The sequence below is a fragment of the Clostridium sp. MT-14 genome, from assembly GCF_042436595.1.
GTDB classification, from domain to species: Bacteria; Bacillota; Clostridia; order Clostridiales; family Clostridiaceae; genus Clostridium_B; species Clostridium_B aromativorans.
On the sequence record NZ_JBHMIY010000030.1, the window covers coordinates 15,032 to 38,017 of the forward strand.

Genomic DNA, 22,986 nt, shown 5'->3' on the forward strand with positions numbered 1-22,986 from the left:
TTTAATATTTAAAAATAGGAGGAGCTAAAAATGAATTTATTTCAAACTATATTCACTGGTTCAAAACAGGCTTTGGCAGCAGCTGAAGGCATAGTTAAACAAGCTGTGGATGAAAAGGGCAAAGATTATAAAGTGGCCTTTCCGGATACTGCATATTCACTTCCAGTAATTTTTGCAGCTACAGGAAAAAAGATAACCAACGTGGGAGAATTAGAAGGGGCTCTGGACATAGTCAGAAGCCTTATAGTGGAAGAAGAAACTCTTGACAAAGCTTTAAATTCGGGGCTTGCGACGGCCGTGGCAGCTGAGATAATAGAAGCAGCTAAATATGTATTGTCGGATGCTCCTTATACTGAACCCTGTGTTGGATTTATATCCGATCCAATAATACGATCCCTCGGAGTACCGCTTGTTACAGGAGATATACCAGGTGTGGCAGTTGTGCTGGGAGAATGTCCGGATGTTGATACTGCATCTAAGATCATAAAAGATTATCAGTCAAAGGGACTGCTTACGTTTTTAGTGGGAAAGGTAATAGATCAGGCCGTAGAAGGGAAAGTTAAGATGGGACTTGATCTTAGAGTTATTCCACTTGGATACGATGTTACTTCCGTAATACATGTTGTAACTGTAGCCATAAGAGCCGGACTTATATTTGGAGGAATCAAAGGCGGTGCGCTTCAGGAAATGCTGCAGTATACTGCGGAAAGAGTGCCTGCTTTTGTAAATGCTTTTGGACCGTTGAGTGAACTTGTGGTTTCTGCCGGAGCGGGGGCTATAGCTCTTGGATTCCCTGTAATAACTGATCAGGATATAACGGAAGTTCCTACACTTTTATTGACTCAAAAAGATTATGATAAATTTGTCAGAACCTCTTTAGAAGCTAGAAAAATAAAGATAAAGGTAACTGAGATCCCAATTCCAGTTGCTTTTGCTGCAGCTTTTGAAGGCGAGAGAATAAGAAAGAACGATATGCTTGCGGAATTTGGAGGAGGCAAAACTGAAGCCTGGGAATTGGTAATGAATGTAGATCCTGGAGAAATTGAAGATCATAAAATAGAACTTATAGGTCCGGATATTGACACTATAGACAAAGCCCCTGGAAGATTACCCCTCGGAATGCTTGTAAAGGTAGCGGGAGCTAATATGCAGAAGGACTTTGAACCGGTACTTGAAAGAAGGCTTCATTATTTTCTGAATTATATAGAGGGAGTAATGCATGTAGGACAGAGAAATCTGACCTGGGTTAGAATAGGCAAGGAAGCTTACGACAAAGGGTTTAGGCTGAAGCATTTTGGAGAAGTGATATATGCTAAGATGCTGGATGAGTTTGGATCTGTTGTAGATAAATGTGAAGTTATTATAACTACAGATCCAGCTAAGACTTCGGAATTGAAGGAAAAATATGCTATGCCAAGATATGCAGAAAGGGATGCTAGACTTGTATCCTTGGTAGATGAAAAAGTTGATACTTTTTATTCCTGCAATCTATGTCAGTCCTTTGCACCTGCACATGTATGTATAATAACGCCTGAAAGACTTGGACTCTGCGGGGCAGTTTCCTGGCTGGATGCTAAAGCTACACTTGAGTTAAATCCTACAGGACCATGTCAGGCAGTACCTAAAGAAGGTGTGATTGATGAGAATGCAGGCATCTGGGAGAAAGTGAATGAAACTGTTTCAAAAATATCTCAAGGTGCCGTAAATAATGTTACACTGTACAGTATCTTACAGGATCCTATGACTTCCTGCGGATGTTTTGAATGCATCACGGGTATAATGCCGGAGGCCAACGGTGTTGTAATAGTCAACAGAGAATATGCTTCCATAACTCCTCTTGGAATGACCTTTGGTGAACTGGCATCCATGACCGGCGGCGGAGTTCAGACTCCGGGATTCATGGGACACGGCAGGCCTTTTATATCTTCCAAGAAGTTTATGAAGGCTGAAGGCGGGATTTCCAGAATAGTCTGGATGCCTAAGGAGTTAAAGGACTTTGTAGCAGAAAAATTGAATAAGACAGCTAAAGAACTCTATGATATAGATAATTTTTCAGACATGATATGTGATGAGACCATTGCTACTGAATCCGAAGATGTACTGAAGTTCCTGGAGGAAAAGGGGCATCCTGCACTTACTATGGACCCTATAATGTAGTGAATTTGATAGAAGGATAACGGAAACAGGAGATTATTGTTTCTGTTATCTCCAAATGTTTAAAATTATAAAAGAGGTGGTATCTATGAATTTTCCGAAAGAATTGTACTATAGTAAGGAACATACATGGGCAAAAGTAGAAGGCGATACAGCGCTTATAGGAATAAGTGATTTTGCCCAGGAACAGCTGGGGGAAATACTATTTGTAGAAATGCCGGAAGTGGGGGACGAAGTCGTAAAGGACAGCTCTTTTGGAGTAGTTGAATCGTCTAAAAAGGCATCGGATACGATATCTCCATTATCCGGTGAAGTAATTGAAATCAACGAGAAGCTGGATGATGAGCCTGAATATATAAATGAAGATCCTTATGATGCGTGGATAATAAAAATAAAGATAAAGGATGAGAGCGAGATCAAAGACCTGTTGAGTTCTTCTGAATATGAATCAGGACTGGAATAGATAATTTGCTGCTTTTTGTAAAGGAGGTATTTGCAAGATATGGTGAGAATAAAATTTAATCCTTATGGCAGGGAAATAGAAGTACCAGATGGAGAAAATCTCTTGGAAGCTGTAAGAAAAGCTGGTATATTTATGGACACTCCATGTAATGGAAGTGGAGCTTGTGGAAAATGTAAGGTCAGGGTAATAAGCGGCAATATCATTTCGGTGAGCAGTAAAAACATCACCGAAACGGAGAAAAAAAATGGGTATATACTTGCCTGCCAAAGTGTTGTCAGGGACAATGCAGTTGTTGAAATACCTGAAACCGAGTCATCTTCAATGCATGGTATGAAGATAGAGGATTTTTCCAGCAGCAGGGAGAAAGATATATTTAATGATTTAAAAGAACGTATGCTGAAAAGCAGTATGAAATTTGGAACCTATGTAAAAAAAGAATATCTGGAACTTGATCCGCCTACATTGGATGACAATATATCTGATTTTGAAAGACTGAAAAGGCATGTGAAAAAACAGCTGAATTATAGTAGTGTATTTTGCAGGCTTCCCATATTGAGGAAAATACCTAAACTTTTGAGAAAAGCAGATTTTAAAATTACAATAACTCATATACCCAGAGGAAGGGAAAAGACTACAATCATAAATATAGAAGAAGGAGACAAAACTAAAGAACTCTATGGAGCGGCGGTGGATATAGGAACTACTTCTGTAGCAGCCTGCCTGGTGGATTTATACAACGGCGAATTGATTGCAAAGGCTTCTTCGGGAAATGCCCAAATGAAGTATGGAGCAGATGTTATAAATAGGATAATATATTCTACCAAAGGCAGCGGGCTTGAAGAATTGAATCATGCTGTAATACAGGAAACTATAAACCCGCTGCTTAATAATATGTATATAGATTCGGGGATATCAAGAGATCAGGTAGTATCTTTTGTGGCAGCGGGAAATACTACCATGTCCCATCTTTTTCTGGGAGTGTACCCGAACTTTCTGAGAATGGAACCCTATATACCTGCTTTTGTGAAGACACCTTTTATAAAGGCTTCAGAGCTTAAAGTAGATGTTAATCCCGAAACGTTTATATATCTGGTACCTTCTGTAGCAAGCTATGTAGGTGGAGACATATCTTCAGGGGTGCTGTCTTCAGGGATGTGGAACAGCGAGGAAAATATACTTTTTATAGACCTGGGGACCAATGGAGAGATAGTATTTGGGAATAGTGAGTATCTCATGGCTTGTGCCTGCTCTGCAGGACCGGCTTTTGAAGGCGGAGAGATAAGCTCCGGTATGAGGGCATCCAGTGGTGCCATAGAGAAAGTCAGCATTGACGACAGTTATGAGCCTGTTTTAAGAGTCATTGGCCAGGAAAAACCCCTTGGAATATGTGGTTCTGGTATTATAGATCTTATATGTGAGATGATGTTTGCCGGAATCATAGACAGAAAGGGGAAAATTGTAAAAGATCTGGATACCAATAGAATTAGATTTGACGAACATGGAATTGGGAGATATATTTTGGCATTTAAGGAACAGTATGATTTAGAAAGGGATGTCAGCATAACGGAAGTTGATATAGATAATTTTATAAGGGCAAAAGCAGCTATATATTCTGGGATTACCACGCTTTTGAAGGATCTATCCATGGATTTTACTGACATTGACAGGATATATATAGCAGGTGGTATAGGAAATAGCCTTGACATAGGCAATGCGGTTAAGATAGGGATGCTGCCGGATATAGATCAGAATAAAATCCATTATATAGGCAATAGTTCACTCATGGGATGCTATTTGACCCTTATGAGTGAAGATGCGAGGCATAAATTGGAAGAGATAGCCAACAGCATGACTTATGTGGAACTAAGTGTTGAACCGGAGTATATGGATGAATTTGTATCAGCCTGCTTTTTACCTCATACGGATATAGACAAATTTCCTACTGTTAAGAGGTGCTTCAATAAGTCTGTTTAAAAACTTTTTGGTGGTTGTTTTAATAGCATATTAGAAAGAGTATACTTAAATTTAAGGAAGTGTTTTATAATCCTGTAGATTGATATGAAATTTTTTGTGTGAGTTAAAAAGGAGGTAATTGATATGTGTGAATCGACGGCATATTTGGTAACACCCGAAGGTGAAAGCAAAGTTATGGATTATGTGGTGAATATAATTCCGAAGGAAAATGGCAAGTTGTTTTTAACGGATATTTTGGGAGAAGAAAAAATAATAGAGGGAATGTTAAAAGAGGTAGATCTTTTGAAAAATAAAATAGTCATAGAGAAAGCTGTATAATTTTGCAGTGAAATATAATATTGAGGAGGGGTTTACTATGAAAGATGAACATACCCATGCGCATTGCCACAGCGGGGAGCATCACCATATCCATGCTCAGGACAGTACATTGGAAGTTGAAGAGGGCAAAGAGGAAAAAACATTGAAAATACTGTTGGATCATTGGATAGAACATAATAAGTCCCACGAAGAAGGATTTTCAGAATGGGTGAATAAGGCCGGAAGTATGGGAAAAATTGAGACTTCACAATATATTGAAAAAGCAGTGAAATTTATGAAACAAGCTGATGATATGCTGCAAAAAGCAAAGGAATATATGTAAGGTTGATGTATTGTATAATTTTAGATAAACTTGATTTTGAAACTGATTTCAAAATCAAGTTTATCTAAATTGTTAATTGGAGCACATTATGCCGAAATCAAATAAGGTTTAGTTTAAGGAGTGCAAATAGATGGGAGATAAGATTAATACAGATAAAAATAGGAAGGATAAAATACCCTATGATCACTATAAGACCGTATTTAAGAATTTTAACCCTGAAATAATGGCTAAAAATACAGGATGCACTTTTAATAAAGCTGCGGAGGAGATAACTGTGAAATTAATGGGACAAGATTTGATAGTGAGGTATCCTTCTGGAGATATATATAGTAAAAATGGTTCTAAATTTGAAGCCTATCCTCCAAAAACTTTAATTTTGCGGTATCTAATTCATGGCAAGGGAGTGGAGCCTTCCCGTAAATACATTACCTATAGGGAAATAGAAGGTGGGAATGTATACTATAATAATTTCTATGGAAGGTGTATTTTACGATTATCCAGAACTTTTGGAAAGAATGTAGAAAGGTTTAAAGAAATATTTGAAAAATTAGGAGCAGAAAAAGTGGAGATGGGTGATGCTGCCTATAAATTTCAATTTTTAAATAATATATATGTGATCTTTGCGATCTGGAAGGATGATGAAGAGTTCCCAGCCTCTTCCCAGATACTGTTTAATAGCAATGTACTTTTTTACTTTACAGCAGAGGATTTGGCAGTAGTAGGAGATGTAGCTATAGGAACTATGATGAAGTTGGATATTTAGTTTGAATACAGGGGTTTAAAAGAGGGGGAATTTGTATGGAAAGTAATATGTTAAAGCCTAATGAAATATGTGATGCTGCAGTAGGAGCCGGATGTACCAAGGCAGGCCTCAATATTTCCCAGCAAGCTATACTGGGGACGCTGGCAGGAGCGTTTATTGCAGTAGGAGGAGTTGTTTCCGCAGTAGTATCTCACAGCATAACCAATGTCGGGCTTGCAAAATTTGCTGGGGGTGCTGTTTTTCCTGTGGGACTTATATTGGTAGTTATATGCGGAGCAGAACTTTTTACGGGAAATTGTCTTATGGTGGTACCTTTAGCAGGAGGAGAAATAGATTTTGAATCTATGATTAAAAACTGGATAGTTGTTTATATATTTAATTTTGTGGGATCAGTACTGGTAGCTTTTCTGGTATTTGAAGGCGGGGTTTTTGGGCTGAGCAGTGGGAAATTAGGAGGAACGGTTATAAAGGTAGCATCTGCAAAAGCTGCACTGCCTTTTGGAACTGCCTTCTGCAGTGGAATAATGTGTAATTTTTTAGTGTGCCTTGCTGTGTGGGGGGCTTTTGCAGCCAAGGATATAGTGGGTAAAGTAATGATAATATGGTTTCCCATAATGACTTTTGTAACCTGCGGTTTTGAACATTGTGTTGCAAATATGTATTTCTTAATGGCGGGAATTTTTGCAAAATCCAATCCTTCTTTTGTCGCAGCTTCAGGATTGTCACAGGATAAAATAATAAGCGGAATGGGAGTTGTACATAACCTCATACCTGTAACCCTTGGGAATATAGTTGGAGGAGCTGTATTGGTAGCAATGTCTTATTTTATAGTATATAAGCACCACAGAGCTTATGAGAAAAAAAGCATTGCTTACAAGTAATACTTGATTACAATGAATTTGTTATTTTTTGCTATTGAATATTGGATATTTGTATGATATACTGAAGGCGTATAAGAAAATATAATAAATGGCAGAGTAAAAAGAGAGCCAAATTTTAAGATATATTATAATATATCTTGAGGTTAGCTCTTTTTCTTTTTAACTACTTCTATGGTGAAATTCACCTGAATCTGAAAGTTACTTTATTAAGGAGGTATTGTCTTATGTTTGATGTGACCATTATAGGGGCCGGAGTTATCGGAAGTTCCATAGCAAGAGAGTTATGCAAATATAAACTTAATGTATGTGTTGTAGAAAAAGATTTTGATGTTGGAAACGGAACCAGCAAAGCCAATAGTGCCATAGTTCATGCAGGGTTTGATGCTAAGCCTGGTACTTTGAAGGGAAAATTGAATTCCAGGGGAAATAAAATGTTCGATAAACTTTCTAAAGAGTTGGATTTTCCGTTTAAAAGAATAGGTTCATTAGTAGTTTGCTTCGATAAAGAGGGCATTGCAGATCTTGAAAAATTAAAACAGCAGGGAATTGAGAATGGAGTACCTGATCTTGAAATATTAGATGGAGATAAAGTGAGGGAGATGGAACCTAATTTATCAAAGAATGTAACTGCTGCACTGTATGCTCCAACAGGTGGAATAGTCTGCCCTTATGAAATGACCATCGCACTGGCTGAAAATGCATTTACAAATGGAACGGAGTTTAAATTGGATACTAAAGTGACTTCTATAGTTAAAAGTGGGGGAAACTATTTAATAAAAACTGATAAAGGCAATATAGAGAGTAAAATTGTAGTGAATGCAGCAGGAGTATTTTCCGATGAAATAAATAACATGGTAAGTGAAAATAAATTGAGTATAATTCCTAGAAGAGGACAGTACTGTCTGTTTGACAAGGCGGTGGGAGATACCGTTTCCAGGACAATATTCCAGTTACCTACTAAAATGGGAAAGGGAGTTTTGGTTACCCCTACAGTAGATGGAAATCTCTTGATAGGTCCTGATGCAGAAGATATAGATGACAAGGAGGATTTAAATACTACCAGCGAAGGGCTTGATTTCATAATTTCAAAGGCATCTCTCAGTGTAAATCAATTACCTATGAGGCAGGTTATAACATCGTTTTCAGGATTGAGAGCCCATGGTACAGGTGATTTTGTGATTGGAGAAGTAGAAGATGCTCCTAATTTTATAAATGCAGCGGGTATTGAATCACCAGGATTGTCCAGTTCACCTGCCATAGCAGTTGTGATTAAAGACATTATAGTAAATAGGTTGAAACCTGAAAAAAATGACAAGTTTAATCCAATAAGGAAGGGAATACCTAAATTTAGAGAGATGACTAATCAGGAAAGGAAGAAAATAATTGCCAAGAATTCTAAATATGGCAGGATAATATGCAGATGTGAAACTGTTACAGAAGGTGAAATAGTAGATGCTATAAGAAGACCGCTGGGAGCAAGAAGTGTGGATGGTGTAAAGAAGAGGACCAGGGCAGGTATGGGAAGATGTCAGGGAGGCTTCTGTGGACCTAGAGTGGTTGAAATTCTGGCACGGGAGCTTAGAATTTCGCCTCAGGAAGTGACTAAATCGGGAGAGCACTCGAACTTACTGGTGGGAAAAGATAAAGAGAATGTATCAGTCTAAATATCAGAGCTTAAATATCAAATTTGCTTGACTTTCGGTGCAGTCAAAAATCTTCTTAAATTGTAAACTGTGCATTGTAAATTGTGAATTGGATAAATTAGGATGATTTGGAGGTTTTAAATATGCGAGAATATGACGTAGTAATAATAGGCGGCGGTCCTGCAGGACTTGCAGCAGCTATATCGGTTAAAGAAGAAGGCATAGATAATATATTGATACTTGAAAGGGAAAATCAGCTTGGGGGTATACTGAACCAATGTATTCACAATGGATTTGGACTTCATGTTTTTAAGGAGGAACTTACAGGCCCCGAATATGCTCAGAGATTTATAGACAAAGTGAAAAACATGAACATTCCATATAAATTAAATACCATGGTACTTGATTTAAATAAGGATAAAATTATAACAGCAGTAAATGAAGAAGAGGGCATAATTGAGATAAAAGCTAAATCCATAATCCTATCCATGGGATGCAGGGAGAGGCCAAGAGGAGCGATAAATATACCTGGAAGCAGATGTGCTGGTATATATACAGCTGGTTCAGCTCAAAAATTTGTCAATGTGGAAGGGTATATGCCGGGAAAGGAAGTAGTAATACTTGGATCTGGTGATATAGGACTTATAATGGCCAGAAGAATGACTTTAGAAGGTGCAAAGGTTAAGGCTGTAGTAGAACTTTTGCCTTATTCCAGTGGGCTTAAGAGAAATATAGTTCAGTGTCTGGATGATTTTGGAATCCCGCTGAAGCTGAGTCATACAGTGACGGATATAAAAGGCAAGGAAAGAGTTGAAGGCGTAACTATTGCCGAAGTGGGAAAAGATAGAAAGGTCATAAAGGGCACGGAAGAATATATACCCTGTGACACCCTGCTTTTATCTGTAGGACTTCTGCCTGAAAATGAACTTTCCAGAAAAGCTGAAGTAAAATTGTCAAATATAACAGGAGGTCCTGTAGTAGATGAGAGCTTGGAAACCAATGTAAACGGAATATTTGCCTGTGGAAATGTACTTCATGTCCATGACCTAGTTGACAATGTTACTGCAGAGAGTTTGAATGCAGGTAAAAGTGCTGCTAAATATGTAAGGGGAGAAAGTTTTAAAGGTAATAAAATAGAAGTTTTGGCTGTAGATGGGATTAGATACACAGTTCCTCAGTTTATAAACCCTGAGAATGTGGAAAAATCAATAGATGTTAGATTTAGAGTGGGAGATGTGTTTAAGGATAGCTTTATATCGGTGTATTTTGATGATGTTAGAGAGATGCATATAAAAAAGAGAATACTCACCCCGGGAGAAATGGAGAAAGTCAAACTTACCAGAGAGCTTTTAGATAAATATCCTAATTGTAAAAGAATAACCATAAAGGTAGAAAGGAAGTAAGAATATGAATAAAAGAGAATTGACCTGTATAGGTTGTCCTATGGGATGTCAGCTTTTGGTTAAATTAGAGGGAGATAAAGTCATAGAAGTTACGGGGAATACCTGTAAAAGAGGAGAAGAATACGGGAAAAAGGAATGTACTAGTCCTACCAGGATAGTTACTTCTTCCGTATATGTAGAAGACGGAGAAATAGATGTTGTCCCTGTAAAGACGGAAAGAGACATACCAAAGGAAAAGATATTCGACTGCATAAGAGCATTGAAGGGAATAGTGGTTAAAGCCCCTATAAATATAGGAGATGTTATACTTAAAAATGTAGCAGATTCGGGGGTGAATATTATAGCAACTAAAAAAGTTGACAGTGCAAATGATAAGACAGCATAAGCTAGAAGGCGTAGAAATTTTCTACGCTTTTTTAGATTAAGGCCGGTAATATAACTTTTTAAATTAAGGATGTAGTTCTTCTATGTTATAATAATGTTATTAGCTATCGAGAGGCTTTTACATGTATATTGCATTTAGTACTTATAAAGTAGGAGGATTTGATGTGGGTAGAGAAACATTGGAAAAATTGATAGAAGAACTTGGAAATTTTAAACAGTTAAAGCTTGAAAACATACCGGATATAGATCTATATATGGATCAGGTTACTACTTTTATTGAAGATAAATTAGGCTATTTGAAAAGAGATAAAAAAGACAGAACTATTACTAAAACTATGATAAACAACTATACTAAAGCAGGTATACTTATGCCTCCTGAGAAGAAAAAATATTCCAGGCAGCATATGATCTTAATCATATTGATTTATTATTTAAAACAAATTCTATCCATAGGTGATATCCAGAGCTTATTTTCCCCTATAGTAGATTCTATAATGTCGGGACAATATGATGAAGAGAATCTAAATAATATATATAAGACGTTTTTAAAGATAGAAGACAGTCAAGTAAAGACCTTTGTAGAGGACTTTGAGAGTAAAATTGAAAAACAGAATATTTTAGATGGAGGTTGTGATAATTCTGGTGAGAATTCAGGGGAAAAGTTAGATGAACTCATAGTGATTGTAATTATGTTGGTTGTAAAAGCCAATATAGAAAAGAGAATGGCGGAAAAAATAATCGACAATTTTTTCAAAAAATAGTATAAATAGAGTTTTTCATTGTTCAGTGAAAAGCTCTATTGGTTTCTTGATTATTATTAATGCTATTTGAACAATTTGTTGAAGCAGTTCTTACATATTAAGGTTTTACCTTTGTTGGCAGATATAATTTCATCATGCTGAAGTGATTTGCCGCAGATCTGACATTTGGGCACTGAGGTGTTCTCCTTGGGATTTTGTATTTTAATGCTGTTCTTATAAATTTTTTTTCTATTGGGAGGAGGTGAATAATTTATCTTTTCCTCTATAAAGTCATTTTCACAAATAGAATATTTTAGATTATAATGGCTTTCACCAAATAATTCTAGTTCAAATCTGGGATTATTTTTATCATAGAACTCCTCTGTAATTATTTTACGAATCTGGGCATCGTTTATTATAAGGCCGCTCTTTTCAATTCCATCAAATATACTTTTAGTTATATTGCTGGTATCAGGGTGCCTTTTTTTACTTTTGTAATACACCTTTAATACAGCTATTAGAGATTCTGATATAATCACTCCGGGATTTTGACTCCTGCATTCATAAGCTATCTGTTCTTCATACAGTGCATATCTGTCGTGGTATTTACCTGAATTATAAGGTAAAATAGCTCTTCCTTTTATATTGAATAATTTGAAATTGGACTTAGTTATGGGAGAGCCTTTTACTATAATTTTAGCATAGGATTTATTCATACTTTATTCCTCGGTATATTAGTAAGATTTAAAGATTGTATGAATCTTTATTATATATTATATCATATGTGTTCTAATCTGAAGTGGAAATGCTAGAAGAATTAAATTTAAAACCTACTATACTGTAAAAAAAATAAGTAGTATAATTCAATGATATAGATATAAATATGAGATAATTTAAATGGAAAGGTAAAAATGTTTATGGATAAGGGTATAAAAATATTGGCTATTGAAAGCAGCTGCGATGAAACCTCTGCAGCTGTAGTGATTGACGGAAGACAGGTGCTTTCAAATATAATATCTTCGCAAATAAATATTCATAAAAAATTTGGAGGTGTGGTGCCGGAGGTGGCATCTAGAAAGCATATAGAGGTTATAAGTATAGTAGTAAAACAGGCATTGGAAGAAGCTAAAATTGAGCTCAAGGATATAGATGCTGTAGGGGTTACTTATGGTCCAGGGCTTGTAGGTGCACTCCTTGTGGGTCTTCAATATGCGAAGGGACTGGCTTATGCATTGCATAGGCCTATGATCGGAGTGAATCATATAGAGGGCCATATAAGTGCTAATTTTATACAGTATAAGGATTTAGAACCGCCTTTTGTGTGTCTGGTGGTATCTGGAGGGCATACTTACTTAGTTTATATGAAAGATTATGGAAAATTTGAGGTATTAGGCCAAACTAGGGATGATGCTGCCGGGGAAGCCTATGACAAGGTGGCAAGAGCTATTGGACTGGGATATCCGGGAGGACCTAAAATTGATAGATTGGCCAGAGAAGGTAATCCGGAAATTATTAAATTTCCAAGGGCAAATTTTCATGATGACAGTTCCCTCGATTTTTCGTTCAGTGGATTAAAATCCTCTGTGTTAAATTATTTGAATCGAAAGGAAATGAAAAAAGAGATCATAAATAGGGCTGATGTAGCAGCTTCCTTTCAGAAAGCTGTGGTGAGTTTTTTAGTGGATAATGCATTGAAGGCATGTAGTTTAAAGCATGTAGATAGAATAGCTGTAGCAGGGGGTGTGGCAGCCAATACTTGCCTTAGGGAAACCTTGATAAAAAGAGGAAATGATAATAATATAAGGGTCATGTTTCCTGATTTTGTATTATGTACTGATAATGCAGCTATGATAGGAAGTGCGGCTTATTTTGAATATATCAAAGGAAATACAAGTCCCTTGAGTTTAAATGCAGTTCCCAATCTAAAATTGGGAGAAAGATAAGCAGGGAGCCCAAATCTTCGATTTGGTGCGAGTCGCTTACTCCGCCGGACCGCAGGGAGGTGGAGTTTCCTAAGTTTGGAGCCCAAATCTTCGATTTGGTGCGAGTCGCTTACTCCGCCGGACCGAAGGGAGGTGGAGTTTCCTAAGTTTGGAGCCCAAATCTTCGATTTGCGGTGGATGTAGTAAATTTTAATTGTGACACACTATTGGATATTTTATCATGATATAAAGTAACATAAATAATATATATAATATACTATTTACAAAACTGCTAGTAGGATATATAATAGTTTGTATTGACACTGATTTTTTGAATCTAAAAGAATTGCAGATGAGCACTTGGTTTTATAAAAGAAAACATGCTGTAATCTACGGCAGTTATAGAATGAAATACACATTAGCTAGAATTTTGTCGGAATTAATATATGAATGAATAAAATAGGAATAATTCAATTGAAATAATTTTATTACTTATATATAATAATATTGTATCGCTCAAATTTAATGGTATAAGCTAATAAATATACAAAAATATATAATTTTTATAAAGGGGATGAGTAATCTATGAGAAAAATTAAGAGAGTACTTGTGGCAAATAGAGGGGAAATTGCTATAAGAATATTCAGAGCTTGTCAGGAATTAGGGATAACTACCATAGCGATATATTCTAATGAGGACAAGAGATCTCTTTTTAGAACTAAAGCTGATGAGTCCTATTTGATAGGGAAAGATAAAAATCCAGTAGAGGCATATCTGGATATTGATGAGATAATAGATATAGCTCTGAAGAAAAAGGTAGATGCAATACATCCGGGATATGGGTTCCTTGCAGAAAATTCTGAATTTGCAAGGAAATGTGAGGAAGCTGGTATAGAATTTATTGGACCAACTTCAAATATGATGGAGATGCTTGGTGATAAGATAAAATCCAAGATTGTAGCAAAAAAAGCCGGAGTGCCAACCATACCCGGAGTTCAAGAACCCATAAGAACAGAACAGCAAGCTTTGGAATCTGCAAAATTTTGTGGGTATCCTGTCATGATTAAAGCAGCAGCTGGCGGCGGCGGAAGAGGCATGAGAATAGTCAGAAAAGAAGAAGATCTTATAGAGGCATACAACAGTGCAAAGAGTGAATCAAAAAAGGCTTTTGGCTCAGAAAACATATTTATTGAAAAATATATTGAAGGCCCTAAACATATTGAGGTTCAGGTACTTGGTGATAAATATGGCAATATAGTGCACTTGTATGAAAGGGATTGTTCCATACAGAGAAGACATCAAAAGGTAATAGAATTTACACCGGCTATAGCTCTGTCAAAGGAAAAGAGAAATGAGATATGTGAAGATGCACTGAAAATTGCAAGAACTGTAGGATATAGAAGTGCAGGAACACTGGAATTCTTAGTAGATAAAGGCGGTAATCACTATTTCATAGAGATGAATACCAGAATTCAGGTAGAGCATACAGTGAGTGAAATGGTTACAGGAATAGATATTGTCCAGGGCCAAATACTTATAGCTGAAGGCTATCCGCTTAATTCAAAAGAAATAGGTATAAATTCTCAGAATGATATTAAATTAAATGGCTATGCCATACAGTGCAGGGTCACTACAGAGGATCCACTGAATAATTTTGCACCGGATACTGGAAGAATAGACATGTATAGGACAGGGTCCGGCTTTGGAATAAGATTGGATGGTGGAAGTGGATTTACAGGAGCAGTTATAAGCCCATATTATGACAGCCTTCTTGTAAAAAATATATCCTGGTCAAGAACCTTTGAAGATGCGATAAGAAAATCAATACGTTCCATAAAGGAAACTGTCATATCTGGTGTCAAGACAAATGCTGGATTTTTGATAAATGTACTGAACAATGAAAAATTCCACAGAGGTGAATGTGATACTAATTTCATTGAAAATACTCCTGAACTGTTTAACATAGATCCAAAGCCTGATGAAGATCTTAGAATAATGAAGTTTATAGGGGAAAAAGTGATAAATGGGACACATGGTAAAAAGCCAAGCTTTAATGTTCCAACTGTACCAGTTGTAGAAAAAGGACTGAAGCTTACCGGAACCAAGCAGATATTGGATGAAAAGGGTCAGAAGGGGCTTGTTGACTGGATAAAGTCTCAAAAAAAGCTTTTGCTCACTGATACCACTATGAGAGATGCTCATCAGTCATTGATGGCTACGAGAATGAGAACCAGGGATATGTTAAAGATAGCAGATGCCCAATCAGTATTGACAAAGGATCTATTTTCCATGGAAATGTGGGGTGGAGCTACTTTTGATGTAGCCTACAGATTTTTGAAGGAATCACCCTGGGAAAGGCTTGAAAAATTAAGAGAAAAAATACCTAATATATTATTCCAGATGCTCTTAAGGGGAGCAAATGCAGTTGGATATAAAAATTATCCTGACAATGTAATAAGAGAATTTATAAAGCAGTCTGCTAATTCAGGTATTGATGTGTTTAGAATATTTGATTCTCTAAACTGGCTAAAAGGTATGGAGGTTGCTGTAGATGAAGTTTTAAATCAAGGTAAAATAGCTGAAGCCTGCATGTGCTATACGGGAGATGTGTTAGATAGTAATAAAGACAAGTATACATTGGAATACTATGTAAATTTAGCTAAAGATATAGAGAAGACGGGAGCTAATATCCTGGGAATAAAGGATATGTCTTCGCTTTTGAAACCTTATGCAGCTTATAAACTCATAAAAGCCCTTAAAAATGAGATATCCATACCGATACATCTTCATACTCACGATACTACGGGAAATGGAGTTGCAACGCTTATAATGGCTTCTCAGGCAGGAGTTGACATTGTGGATACTGCTTTCAGCAGCATGTCGGGACTTACAAGCCAGCCGTCACTTAATTCCGTAGTGGCAGCACTTCAAAATACGGAAAGGGATACGGGGCTTGATCTTGATAAACTTCAAAAAATATCAGATTATTGGCAGGATGTAAGGCCTGTATACAGCCAGTTTGAATCAGGTCTTAAATCCAGTACTGCAGAGATATATAAATATGAAATCCCTGGAGGTCAATATTCTAATTTAAAGCCTCAAGTGGAGAGTTTTGGACTAGGCGATCGTTTTGAAGACGTAAAGAATATGTATACCAGAGTAAACAAGATGCTTGGAAATATAGTCAAAGTGACCCCATCATCTAAAATGGTAGGTGATCTAGCTATATTCATGGTGCAAAATAATTTGAACGAGGAAAATATATATGAAAAGGGAAAGAGTTTAAATTTTCCTGATTCTACGGTTTCTTATTTCAAAGGTATGATGGGTCAGCCTATGGGAGGATTTCCCAAGAAACTTCAAAAACTGGTATTAAAAGGAGAAGAACCTTTAGCTGGCAGACCAGGAGAATTTCTACCGCCTGAAGATTTTAAGAAGATAGAAGAACACTTGAGTAAAAAATACAAGAGAAAATTTGATGGAAATGAAATTATCAGCTACGCTCTTTATCCTGATGTATTTGAAGATTACTTAAACTATGTAGACAAGTTTGGGGATCTCAGTCATATGGAAAGCAGCACATTTTTCTATGGACTTTCTGAAGGTGAATTTTGTGAAGTTGAGATGGGTCAAGGACGCAGTTTATATGTACAATTACTGGATATTACAAAAGCTGATTCTGAGGGATATAGATTTTTGGTATTTGAAATAAATGGAAATAAGAGAGACATAAGAATAAAAGATAAATCATTCTCTGCGGGATCTGTAATTCAGGAAAATTCATCTGTGATGGCAGATCCGGATAATGATAAGGAAATAGGAGCAAGTATACCGGGAAATATTGTTAAGACACTTGTAAAGACCGGAAGTGAAGTTAAGGAAGGACAGAGTTTGATTGTAATAGAAGCTATGAAAATGGAAACAAATGTTACAGCAACTACTTCAGGAGTAGTTGAAGGTGTGTTTGTAAAAGAAGGCCAGAGGGTTAGAACCGGTGAGCTTTTAGTCAAATTGAAATAACACAATTCTAAAAGATGTTTCTATAATGTAATGGGCACCACTGAAATTTCTCAGGAGTGCCCATTTCCTATTTAGTTCACAATTTACAGTCTACTTTGTTTTTTTACGCCTTCACTAACTCACCTATATGTGCTAAAATAATATATTAATAATAAAATTTTACCTGGGAAATATATATAATAACGGGCGAAAGAGGGGCAAAATAGTATATGGAGAATATAGGATTGGTTTTGGAAGGTGGAGGAATGAGAGGGCTGTATACTGCTGGAGTACTGGATTTATTTATGGAAAAAAATTTATATTTACCTTATATTATAGGGGTCTCCATGGGAGCCTGTAATGCGTGCTCATATCTTTCAAGACAAAAGGGAAGAAATAAAAGAATAAATATAAATTATGTAGATGATCCCAGATATTTAAGCTGCAGAAATCTTATATTTGAAAAGGGAATTTTTGGAGCGGATTTTATTTTCAATGAAATACCAAATAAGCTGGAGATATTTGATGTAGACACATTTAATAAATCAAAAGAAAAATTTATAGTTGGCACTACAGACTGTGACACTGGAAAACCCGTATATTTTGAGAAGAATAAATGTCAGGACGGTGATATATTTGATGCCGTAAGGGCTTCCAGCAGCTTGCCCTTTATGGCTTCCATCGTAAAATTCAAAGGGTTGAATTTGCTTGATGGGGGAATTTCTGATCCCATACCCATAGAAAAATCTATAAAAGATGGCAATAAAAAGAATATAATTATTTTAACCAGAAATAGAGATTATGTGAAAAAGCCTTTCAAGATGAAATTCTTGGCCAGAAGATTATATTCTAACTATAGTGGATTGGTAGAAGCCATGATAAACAGACATAGAAAATACAATCATACTTTAAGGTATATAGAAAAACTTAGAAGAGAGGGAAGTGTTTTTGTGATCAGACCCAAGCAGCCCTTGAAAGTGAAAAGAATAGAAAAAAATAAACATAAGCTTACGGAATTGTATAATCAGGGATATAGAGAGGCACTGGAGTGCTATGATAAATTAGAGGATTGGATTAAGAAATAGGAAAAATCAAGTCCGTGGGGCAGAGAGCTTCACGAGTATATGTAAAGGAGAATCGGTGATATGCATGTAGGGGAAATTTACAGTGGTTTTAAACTGCTGGAACAGAAAAAATTAGAGGACATAAATTCTATAGGAATGTTTTTTTATCATGAAAAAAGTGGTGCAAAACTGTTCTTTTTAGAAAATAAGGATGACAATAAGGTGTTTTCCATAAGTTTTAGAACTCCACCGGATGACAGCAGAGGAGTACCTCATATACTTGAACATTCTGTACTCTGTGGTTCAAAAAAATTTCCAGTGAAAGAACCTTTTGTGGAATTGGTAAAGGGATCTCTCAATACTTTTTTAAATGCAATGACTTTTCCTGATAAAACCATGTATCCAGTTGCAAGTGTAAATGACAGGGATTTTGAAAATCTCATGGATGTTTATCTTGATGCAGTTTTTCATCCTAATATATATAAGTATCCTGAAATCATGATGCAGGAAGGATGGCATTATGAATTGAATAGTAAGGAAGAGGATATAGCTTATAAAGGTGTGGTTTACAATGAAATGAAGGGAGCTTTTTCATCTCCAGAATCTATATTATTCAGGAAAATGCTTGAATCACTTTATCCGGATACTCAATATGGAGTGGAGTCTGGAGGTGATCCTGAGGTTATAACACAGCTTACACAGCAGCAGTTCCTGGATTTTCACAGTAAATACTATCATCCTTCCAATAGTTATATATATCTATATGGTGATATGGATATAGAGGAGAAACTTAAATTTTTGGACAGTGAGTATTTAAACTATTTTAATAGAAGAGAAGTGAATTCTGATGTATTGGTGCAGGAACCTTTTCATAAGCGTAGAGAGATGGTGACAGAATATCCTGTTTCGAGTGCGGAAAAAGAAGAAGATAAAACTTTTTTGAGTTTGAATTATTCTGTTGGGACGGCTGTGGATAATGAATTGTATTTAGCTTTTGATATACTTGAACATATGCTTTTGGAAACTCCATCTTCACCTCTTAAAAAGGCATTGATTGATGCTGAAATAGGCAAAGATGTATTTGGTGTATTTGAATCTGGTATACTTCAGCCCATGTTTGGAATAGTAGTTAAGGGCTCCAATGAAAAAGAAAAATATAGATTTCAAGAAATAGTTGAGAAAACGTTAAAAAATATCGTAGATAAGGGTATGGATAAAAAGCTGATGGAGGCTTCTATAAATATAAAGGAATTTCAGCTCAGGGAAGCAGACTATAAGGGGTATCCAAAAGGGCTTATATATGGAATGAAATGTATGGATGGCTGGCTGTATGATAGTGAGCCATGGATCCACCTTACCTATGAGTCAGTATTAAATAAGATAAAATCGCAGCTGGATAATGGTTATTTTGAAAAGCTTATTGATAGGCACATCCTAAAAAACAATCACAGTTCTATACTGGTAATTAAGCCTAAAAGAGGTCTTGAAGAAAGAAAGGATGAACTGTTAAAAGAAAAATTAAAAAATTTTAAGGATAGTCTTTCAGAAGATGAAATTGAAAAAATAATTCAAGATACAATGAAGTTGAAAAAGAGACAGATGGAGAGGGACGGCAGGGAGAATCTTATGAAAATACCTCTTTTATCCCTGAAAGATATAAAACCTGATGCCAAAAAACTTGAGCTTGTAAATAAAAAAATACAGGATGTAGAAGTACTGTTTTATCCTATATTTACCAATGGAATCTATTATATAAATCTGTATTTCAATACAGAGGGCGTCGAAGAAAAATTTATTCCATATATATCGCTTTTAAGTACTGTACTTGGAAAGGTAAGTACAGAAAATTATTATTATGAAGATCTAGCTAAAGAAATAAATATATATACAGGTGGAATAAATTATTTTTCACAGCCTTTTGCAAAGAATGGGAGCAGCAGGAAATTTTATCCTAAATTTATAGTACGCTCAAAGGTTCTTATAAATAATTTGCCGAAATTGCTTTCTATATTAAAGGAAGTAATAAATCATACTGGATTTGATGAGAAAAAAAGGTTGAGGGAGATAATTCAGGAGACTAAGTCCAGAATTGAAATGACTATTTTTGAAAGGGGTCATATAGTAGTTGCAAATCATGTATCTTCATATTTTTCACCTGCAAGTAAGTATGAAGATATGCTGAATGGACTGGAATTTTATAAATTTATATCTGATTTGGAAAATAATTTTGAAAGTAAAGCAGACGAAATAAGGCATAATTTAGAAAGAGTTTCTAAGGAGATATTTACTAAAGATAATTTGCTTTTGAATATAACCTGTGATGAAAGAGATTATAATAATTTTGAAGACAACGCAGGAGAGCTTATATCTGAATTTAAAAATAATAGATTTGATAAAATTCCATATAAACTTGATTTAGAAGCCAAAAATGAGGGACTTATGACATCTTCCAAAATACAATATGTGGCTAAGGCCTATAATTATATAGATCTTGGATATTCTTATAGTGGAAGTCTGCAGGTCCTGAAATCCATAGCAAATTATGAATACCTGTGGAATCAGGTGAGAGTTCAAGGAGGTGCCTACGGCAGCTTTGCCTCTTTTCAGAGAAATGGAAATATGTTTTTTACATCTTACAGGGATCCAAATTTAAGAAATACTGTTGAAATATATGATAGAGCTGGAGAGTTTTTCAAAAATTTTAATGCGGATGATAGGCAGATGGTTAAATATATAATAGGAACCATATCTAATTTGGATTTTCCGCTTTCACCTTCAATGGAAGGGGAACGTGCCGCAGAGAATTATATAAGGCATGTAACTTACGAAGATTTACAAAAAGAGAGAAAGGAAATATTGGATACTAAAGTGGAAGACATAAGAAAATTTTCGGACCTTATTTCCAGTGCAATGATCAAAAACAACATATGTGTTCTTGGAAATGAACAGAAGATAAAAGAAAATAAAAGCATGTTCAAAAATTTGATAAATTTATTTGAATAGATATGTAAATATCCACAATGTGAATAAAATTTTATTCACATTGTGGATTGATTTTTATACTACGGTATCCTTATCGGCAGTTTTAACATTTTTTAAATCCCTTAGCCATACTTTAGTACTCTCGTAGATTATAACTACAAGCAGCAGCAGAAGTATTATGGAAAGTACAACTAGAAGTGTTTCGCCCTTAGGTATATAGTTACCAAATATATTTGAGAAGGAAGCTGTAATGGTTATTATGGATATAGCTATCATCGGGATTACGGTTATCATGGCATATTTCTGTTTTTTCATCTTTATAATTATAGTAGTACCAATGGCAAAAGCTATAGCGGCCAGCATTTGATTTGCAGTACCGAACAGCGGCCAGATTGTTGATATATTGCCGGTGTAGAGAAGATATCCCCAGGTAAATGACATAAGAACGCTAAATAATACTATATTTGCCCAGGAGTTTTTCTTTGCAAAAGGCTTGTATATCTTTCCAAAAAGATCCTGGAGTAAGTATCTGCCTACTCTGGTACCTGCATCTATAGTTGTTAGAATAAACAACGCTTCAAACATTATACAGAAATGATACCAGTAGGACATTAATCCTTCCATACCCGGTATTTTGTAAAATACGTAAGACATACCTACTGCCAGTGATACAGCGCCTCCGGGTCTTCCAGCTAGTTGCTCTCCTACCATTTGTGACAGCATAGGCAGTTCCTTTGGAATCATTCCAAGTTTATCAAATACGGCCGGTGCGGAGTTTATAGCAAAGTAGTCGGCGGTTGGAAGACATGTTGCAGCTATCAGTGCCATCAGTGCTATAAAGGATTCTATGAGCATTGAACCAAAGCCTATAGGAAGTATGTCCCTTTCATTTGAAATAAGTTTAGGTGTAGTACCGGAGCCTATAAGTGAATGGAATCCCGACAATGCACCACAGGCTATGGTTATGAATAGGAATGGAAATACCTTGCCTGGTACAATAGGTCCCCCTCCGCTTATGAATTTAGTGAGTGCCGGCATCTGAAGAGTAGGTCTTACAAATATAATTCCTATTACCAGTAATGCTATAACGCCGAGTTTCATATAAGTACTCAGATAATCTCTCGGCAGCAGTAGGAGCCATACAGGTAAAACAGCAGCACAGAAACCGTATACAGCTAAAATAAGTGACATTTGTTTAGTATTGAAAGTTAAAAAAGGAGCTAAGGCTGTGTGCTGGATATAAGGTCCTAATGCAACTCCCAGTATGATGAGTGCCATACCAATAATAGTGGCTTCAGCTATTTTACCAGGTCTTAAGAATCTAAGATAAATACCTATGAAAATTGCTACTGGAATGGTAAAGCCAACTGTAAAAGTACCCCAGGGACTGTTGTAAAGTGAATTGACAACAGGAAGCCCAAGGCCTGCCATACTTATTATCAATATGAAAATGACTGCTATAGAAGTTACAAATCCCATTCTCTCCCCTAAATTTTTTCTGGCAATTTCAGCAATGGATTCACCATCTTGCCTAACTGAGGCAAATAGGATTACCATGTCGTGGACAGCACCTGCAAATACACCACCGATTAAAATCCACAGTGTACCTGGCAGATAACCGAATTGAGCTGCTAAAACTGGTCCAATTAATGGTCCTGCACCTGCTATTGCGGCAAAATGATGTCCAAGCAATATCCACTTGTTAGTGGGAACGTAATCATGACCATCCTCAAATTTTTTAGATGGCACTTCTCTTGTCTCATCCAAGACCAGAACTTTAGCGGCTATAAATGAACCGTAAAATCTATAGCCTAAGACGAGTACAAGAGCTCCTATGATTACCAGTACCAGTGAGTTCATATAAATTCCCCCTTATAAATTATTTAACATATAATGTTAATGTCATTATAACATGAATTTTCAATCAATTCAGCTAATATGGGGTGAAATGACAAAAAAGATATATGAACGGTA

At 36.1% G+C, this 22,986-nt stretch carries 17 protein-coding genes; 15 read left to right on the forward strand and 2 right to left on the reverse strand.

The genetic code is table 11. The annotated features are described in order from the left end of the window. Window positions 1-30: 30 nt before the first annotated feature. The 11 genes from acsB (at window position 31) to ACFHWD_RS16640 (ending at window position 11,066) form a co-directional block, all read left to right on the forward strand. Complete coding sequence (acsB, locus tag ACFHWD_RS16590) at window positions 31-2,157, forward strand: acetyl-CoA decarbonylase/synthase complex subunit alpha/beta (protein WP_378062715.1); 2,127 nt, start codon at window positions 31-33, stop codon at window positions 2,155-2,157. Between the two features lie 85 nt (window positions 2,158-2,242). Then, window positions 2,243-2,617, forward strand: a complete 375-nt coding sequence (gene gcvH, locus ACFHWD_RS16595) for a glycine cleavage system protein GcvH (RefSeq protein WP_378062716.1) — start codon at window positions 2,243-2,245, stop codon at window positions 2,615-2,617. 39 nt (window positions 2,618-2,656) lie between these two features. Continuing rightward, on the forward strand, window positions 2,657-4,591 hold the full coding sequence (acsV, locus tag ACFHWD_RS16600; protein WP_378062717.1) for a corrinoid activation/regeneration protein AcsV: 1,935 nt from the start codon (window positions 2,657-2,659) through the stop codon (window positions 4,589-4,591). Between the two features lie 123 nt (window positions 4,592-4,714). After that, window positions 4,715-4,909 carry a CooT family nickel-binding protein gene (locus ACFHWD_RS16605; RefSeq protein ID WP_378062718.1) on the forward strand — a complete coding sequence of 65 codons (195 nt, stop codon included), beginning with the start codon at window positions 4,715-4,717 and terminating at the stop codon, window positions 4,907-4,909. Window positions 4,910-4,946: 37 nt separating this feature from the next. Then, the gene (locus ACFHWD_RS16610; RefSeq protein WP_378062719.1) at window positions 4,947-5,231 is read left to right on the forward strand and encodes a zinc transporter; all 285 of its coding nucleotides are present in this window, start codon (window positions 4,947-4,949) and stop codon (window positions 5,229-5,231) included. Window positions 5,232-5,361: 130 nt separating this feature from the next. Beyond that, window positions 5,362-5,994, forward strand: a complete 633-nt coding sequence (locus ACFHWD_RS16615; RefSeq protein ID WP_150357376.1) for a DUF3786 domain-containing protein — start codon at window positions 5,362-5,364, stop codon at window positions 5,992-5,994. Between the two features lie 35 nt (window positions 5,995-6,029). Further along, complete coding sequence (locus tag ACFHWD_RS16620; protein ID WP_378062720.1) at window positions 6,030-6,875, forward strand: formate/nitrite transporter family protein; 846 nt, start codon at window positions 6,030-6,032, stop codon at window positions 6,873-6,875. A gap of 224 nt (window positions 6,876-7,099) precedes the next feature. Then, window positions 7,100-8,539: an NAD(P)/FAD-dependent oxidoreductase gene (locus ACFHWD_RS16625; protein WP_378062721.1), complete on the forward strand. Its 1,440-nt coding sequence runs from the start codon at window positions 7,100-7,102 to the stop codon at window positions 8,537-8,539. A 122-nt stretch (window positions 8,540-8,661) separates the two neighbouring features. Continuing rightward, window positions 8,662-9,921: an NAD(P)/FAD-dependent oxidoreductase gene (locus ACFHWD_RS16630; protein WP_378062722.1), complete on the forward strand. Its 1,260-nt coding sequence runs from the start codon at window positions 8,662-8,664 to the stop codon at window positions 9,919-9,921. Between the two features lie 4 nt (window positions 9,922-9,925). After that, window positions 9,926-10,306, forward strand: a complete 381-nt coding sequence (locus tag ACFHWD_RS16635) for a DUF1667 domain-containing protein (RefSeq protein WP_378062723.1) — start codon at window positions 9,926-9,928, stop codon at window positions 10,304-10,306. A gap of 121 nt (window positions 10,307-10,427) precedes the next feature. Next, window positions 10,428-11,066 carry a DUF1836 domain-containing protein gene (locus ACFHWD_RS16640; RefSeq protein ID WP_378062724.1) on the forward strand — a complete coding sequence of 213 codons (639 nt, stop codon included), beginning with the start codon at window positions 10,428-10,430 and terminating at the stop codon, window positions 11,064-11,066. Window positions 11,067-11,128: 62 nt separating this feature from the next. Here ACFHWD_RS16640 and ACFHWD_RS16645 read toward each other — a convergent pair whose 3' ends face one another. After that, complete coding sequence (locus ACFHWD_RS16645) at window positions 11,129-11,761, reverse strand: RusA family crossover junction endodeoxyribonuclease (protein WP_150357388.1); 633 nt, start codon at window positions 11,759-11,761, stop codon at window positions 11,129-11,131. A gap of 201 nt (window positions 11,762-11,962) precedes the next feature. On the opposite strand from ACFHWD_RS16645, the gene tsaD reads away from it, so the two are divergent. From tsaD to ACFHWD_RS16665, 4 genes are all read left to right on the forward strand, one after another. Continuing rightward, on the forward strand, window positions 11,963-12,988 hold the full coding sequence (tsaD, locus tag ACFHWD_RS16650) for a tRNA (adenosine(37)-N6)-threonylcarbamoyltransferase complex transferase subunit TsaD (RefSeq protein WP_150357390.1): 1,026 nt from the start codon (window positions 11,963-11,965) through the stop codon (window positions 12,986-12,988). A 564-nt stretch (window positions 12,989-13,552) separates the two neighbouring features. Continuing rightward, window positions 13,553-16,987, forward strand: coding sequence for a pyruvate carboxylase (locus ACFHWD_RS16655; RefSeq protein ID WP_229981312.1), 3,435 nt, complete (start codon window positions 13,553-13,555; stop codon window positions 16,985-16,987). A 209-nt stretch (window positions 16,988-17,196) separates the two neighbouring features. Beyond that, window positions 17,197-18,051: a patatin family protein gene (locus ACFHWD_RS16660; protein WP_150358498.1), complete on the forward strand. Its 855-nt coding sequence runs from the start codon at window positions 17,197-17,199 to the stop codon at window positions 18,049-18,051. Window positions 18,052-18,111: 60 nt separating this feature from the next. Continuing rightward, window positions 18,112-21,033 (forward strand): insulinase family protein, encoded by a 2,922-nt coding sequence (locus ACFHWD_RS16665; RefSeq protein ID WP_378062725.1) that lies wholly within the window; start codon window positions 18,112-18,114, stop codon window positions 21,031-21,033. A gap of 54 nt (window positions 21,034-21,087) precedes the next feature. On the opposite strand, the gene ACFHWD_RS16670 is transcribed toward ACFHWD_RS16665, so the two are convergent. Next, window positions 21,088-22,872: a carbon starvation protein A gene (locus ACFHWD_RS16670; protein ID WP_150358500.1), complete on the reverse strand. Its 1,785-nt coding sequence runs from the start codon at window positions 22,870-22,872 to the stop codon at window positions 21,088-21,090. Window positions 22,873-22,986: the final 114 nt, after the last annotated feature.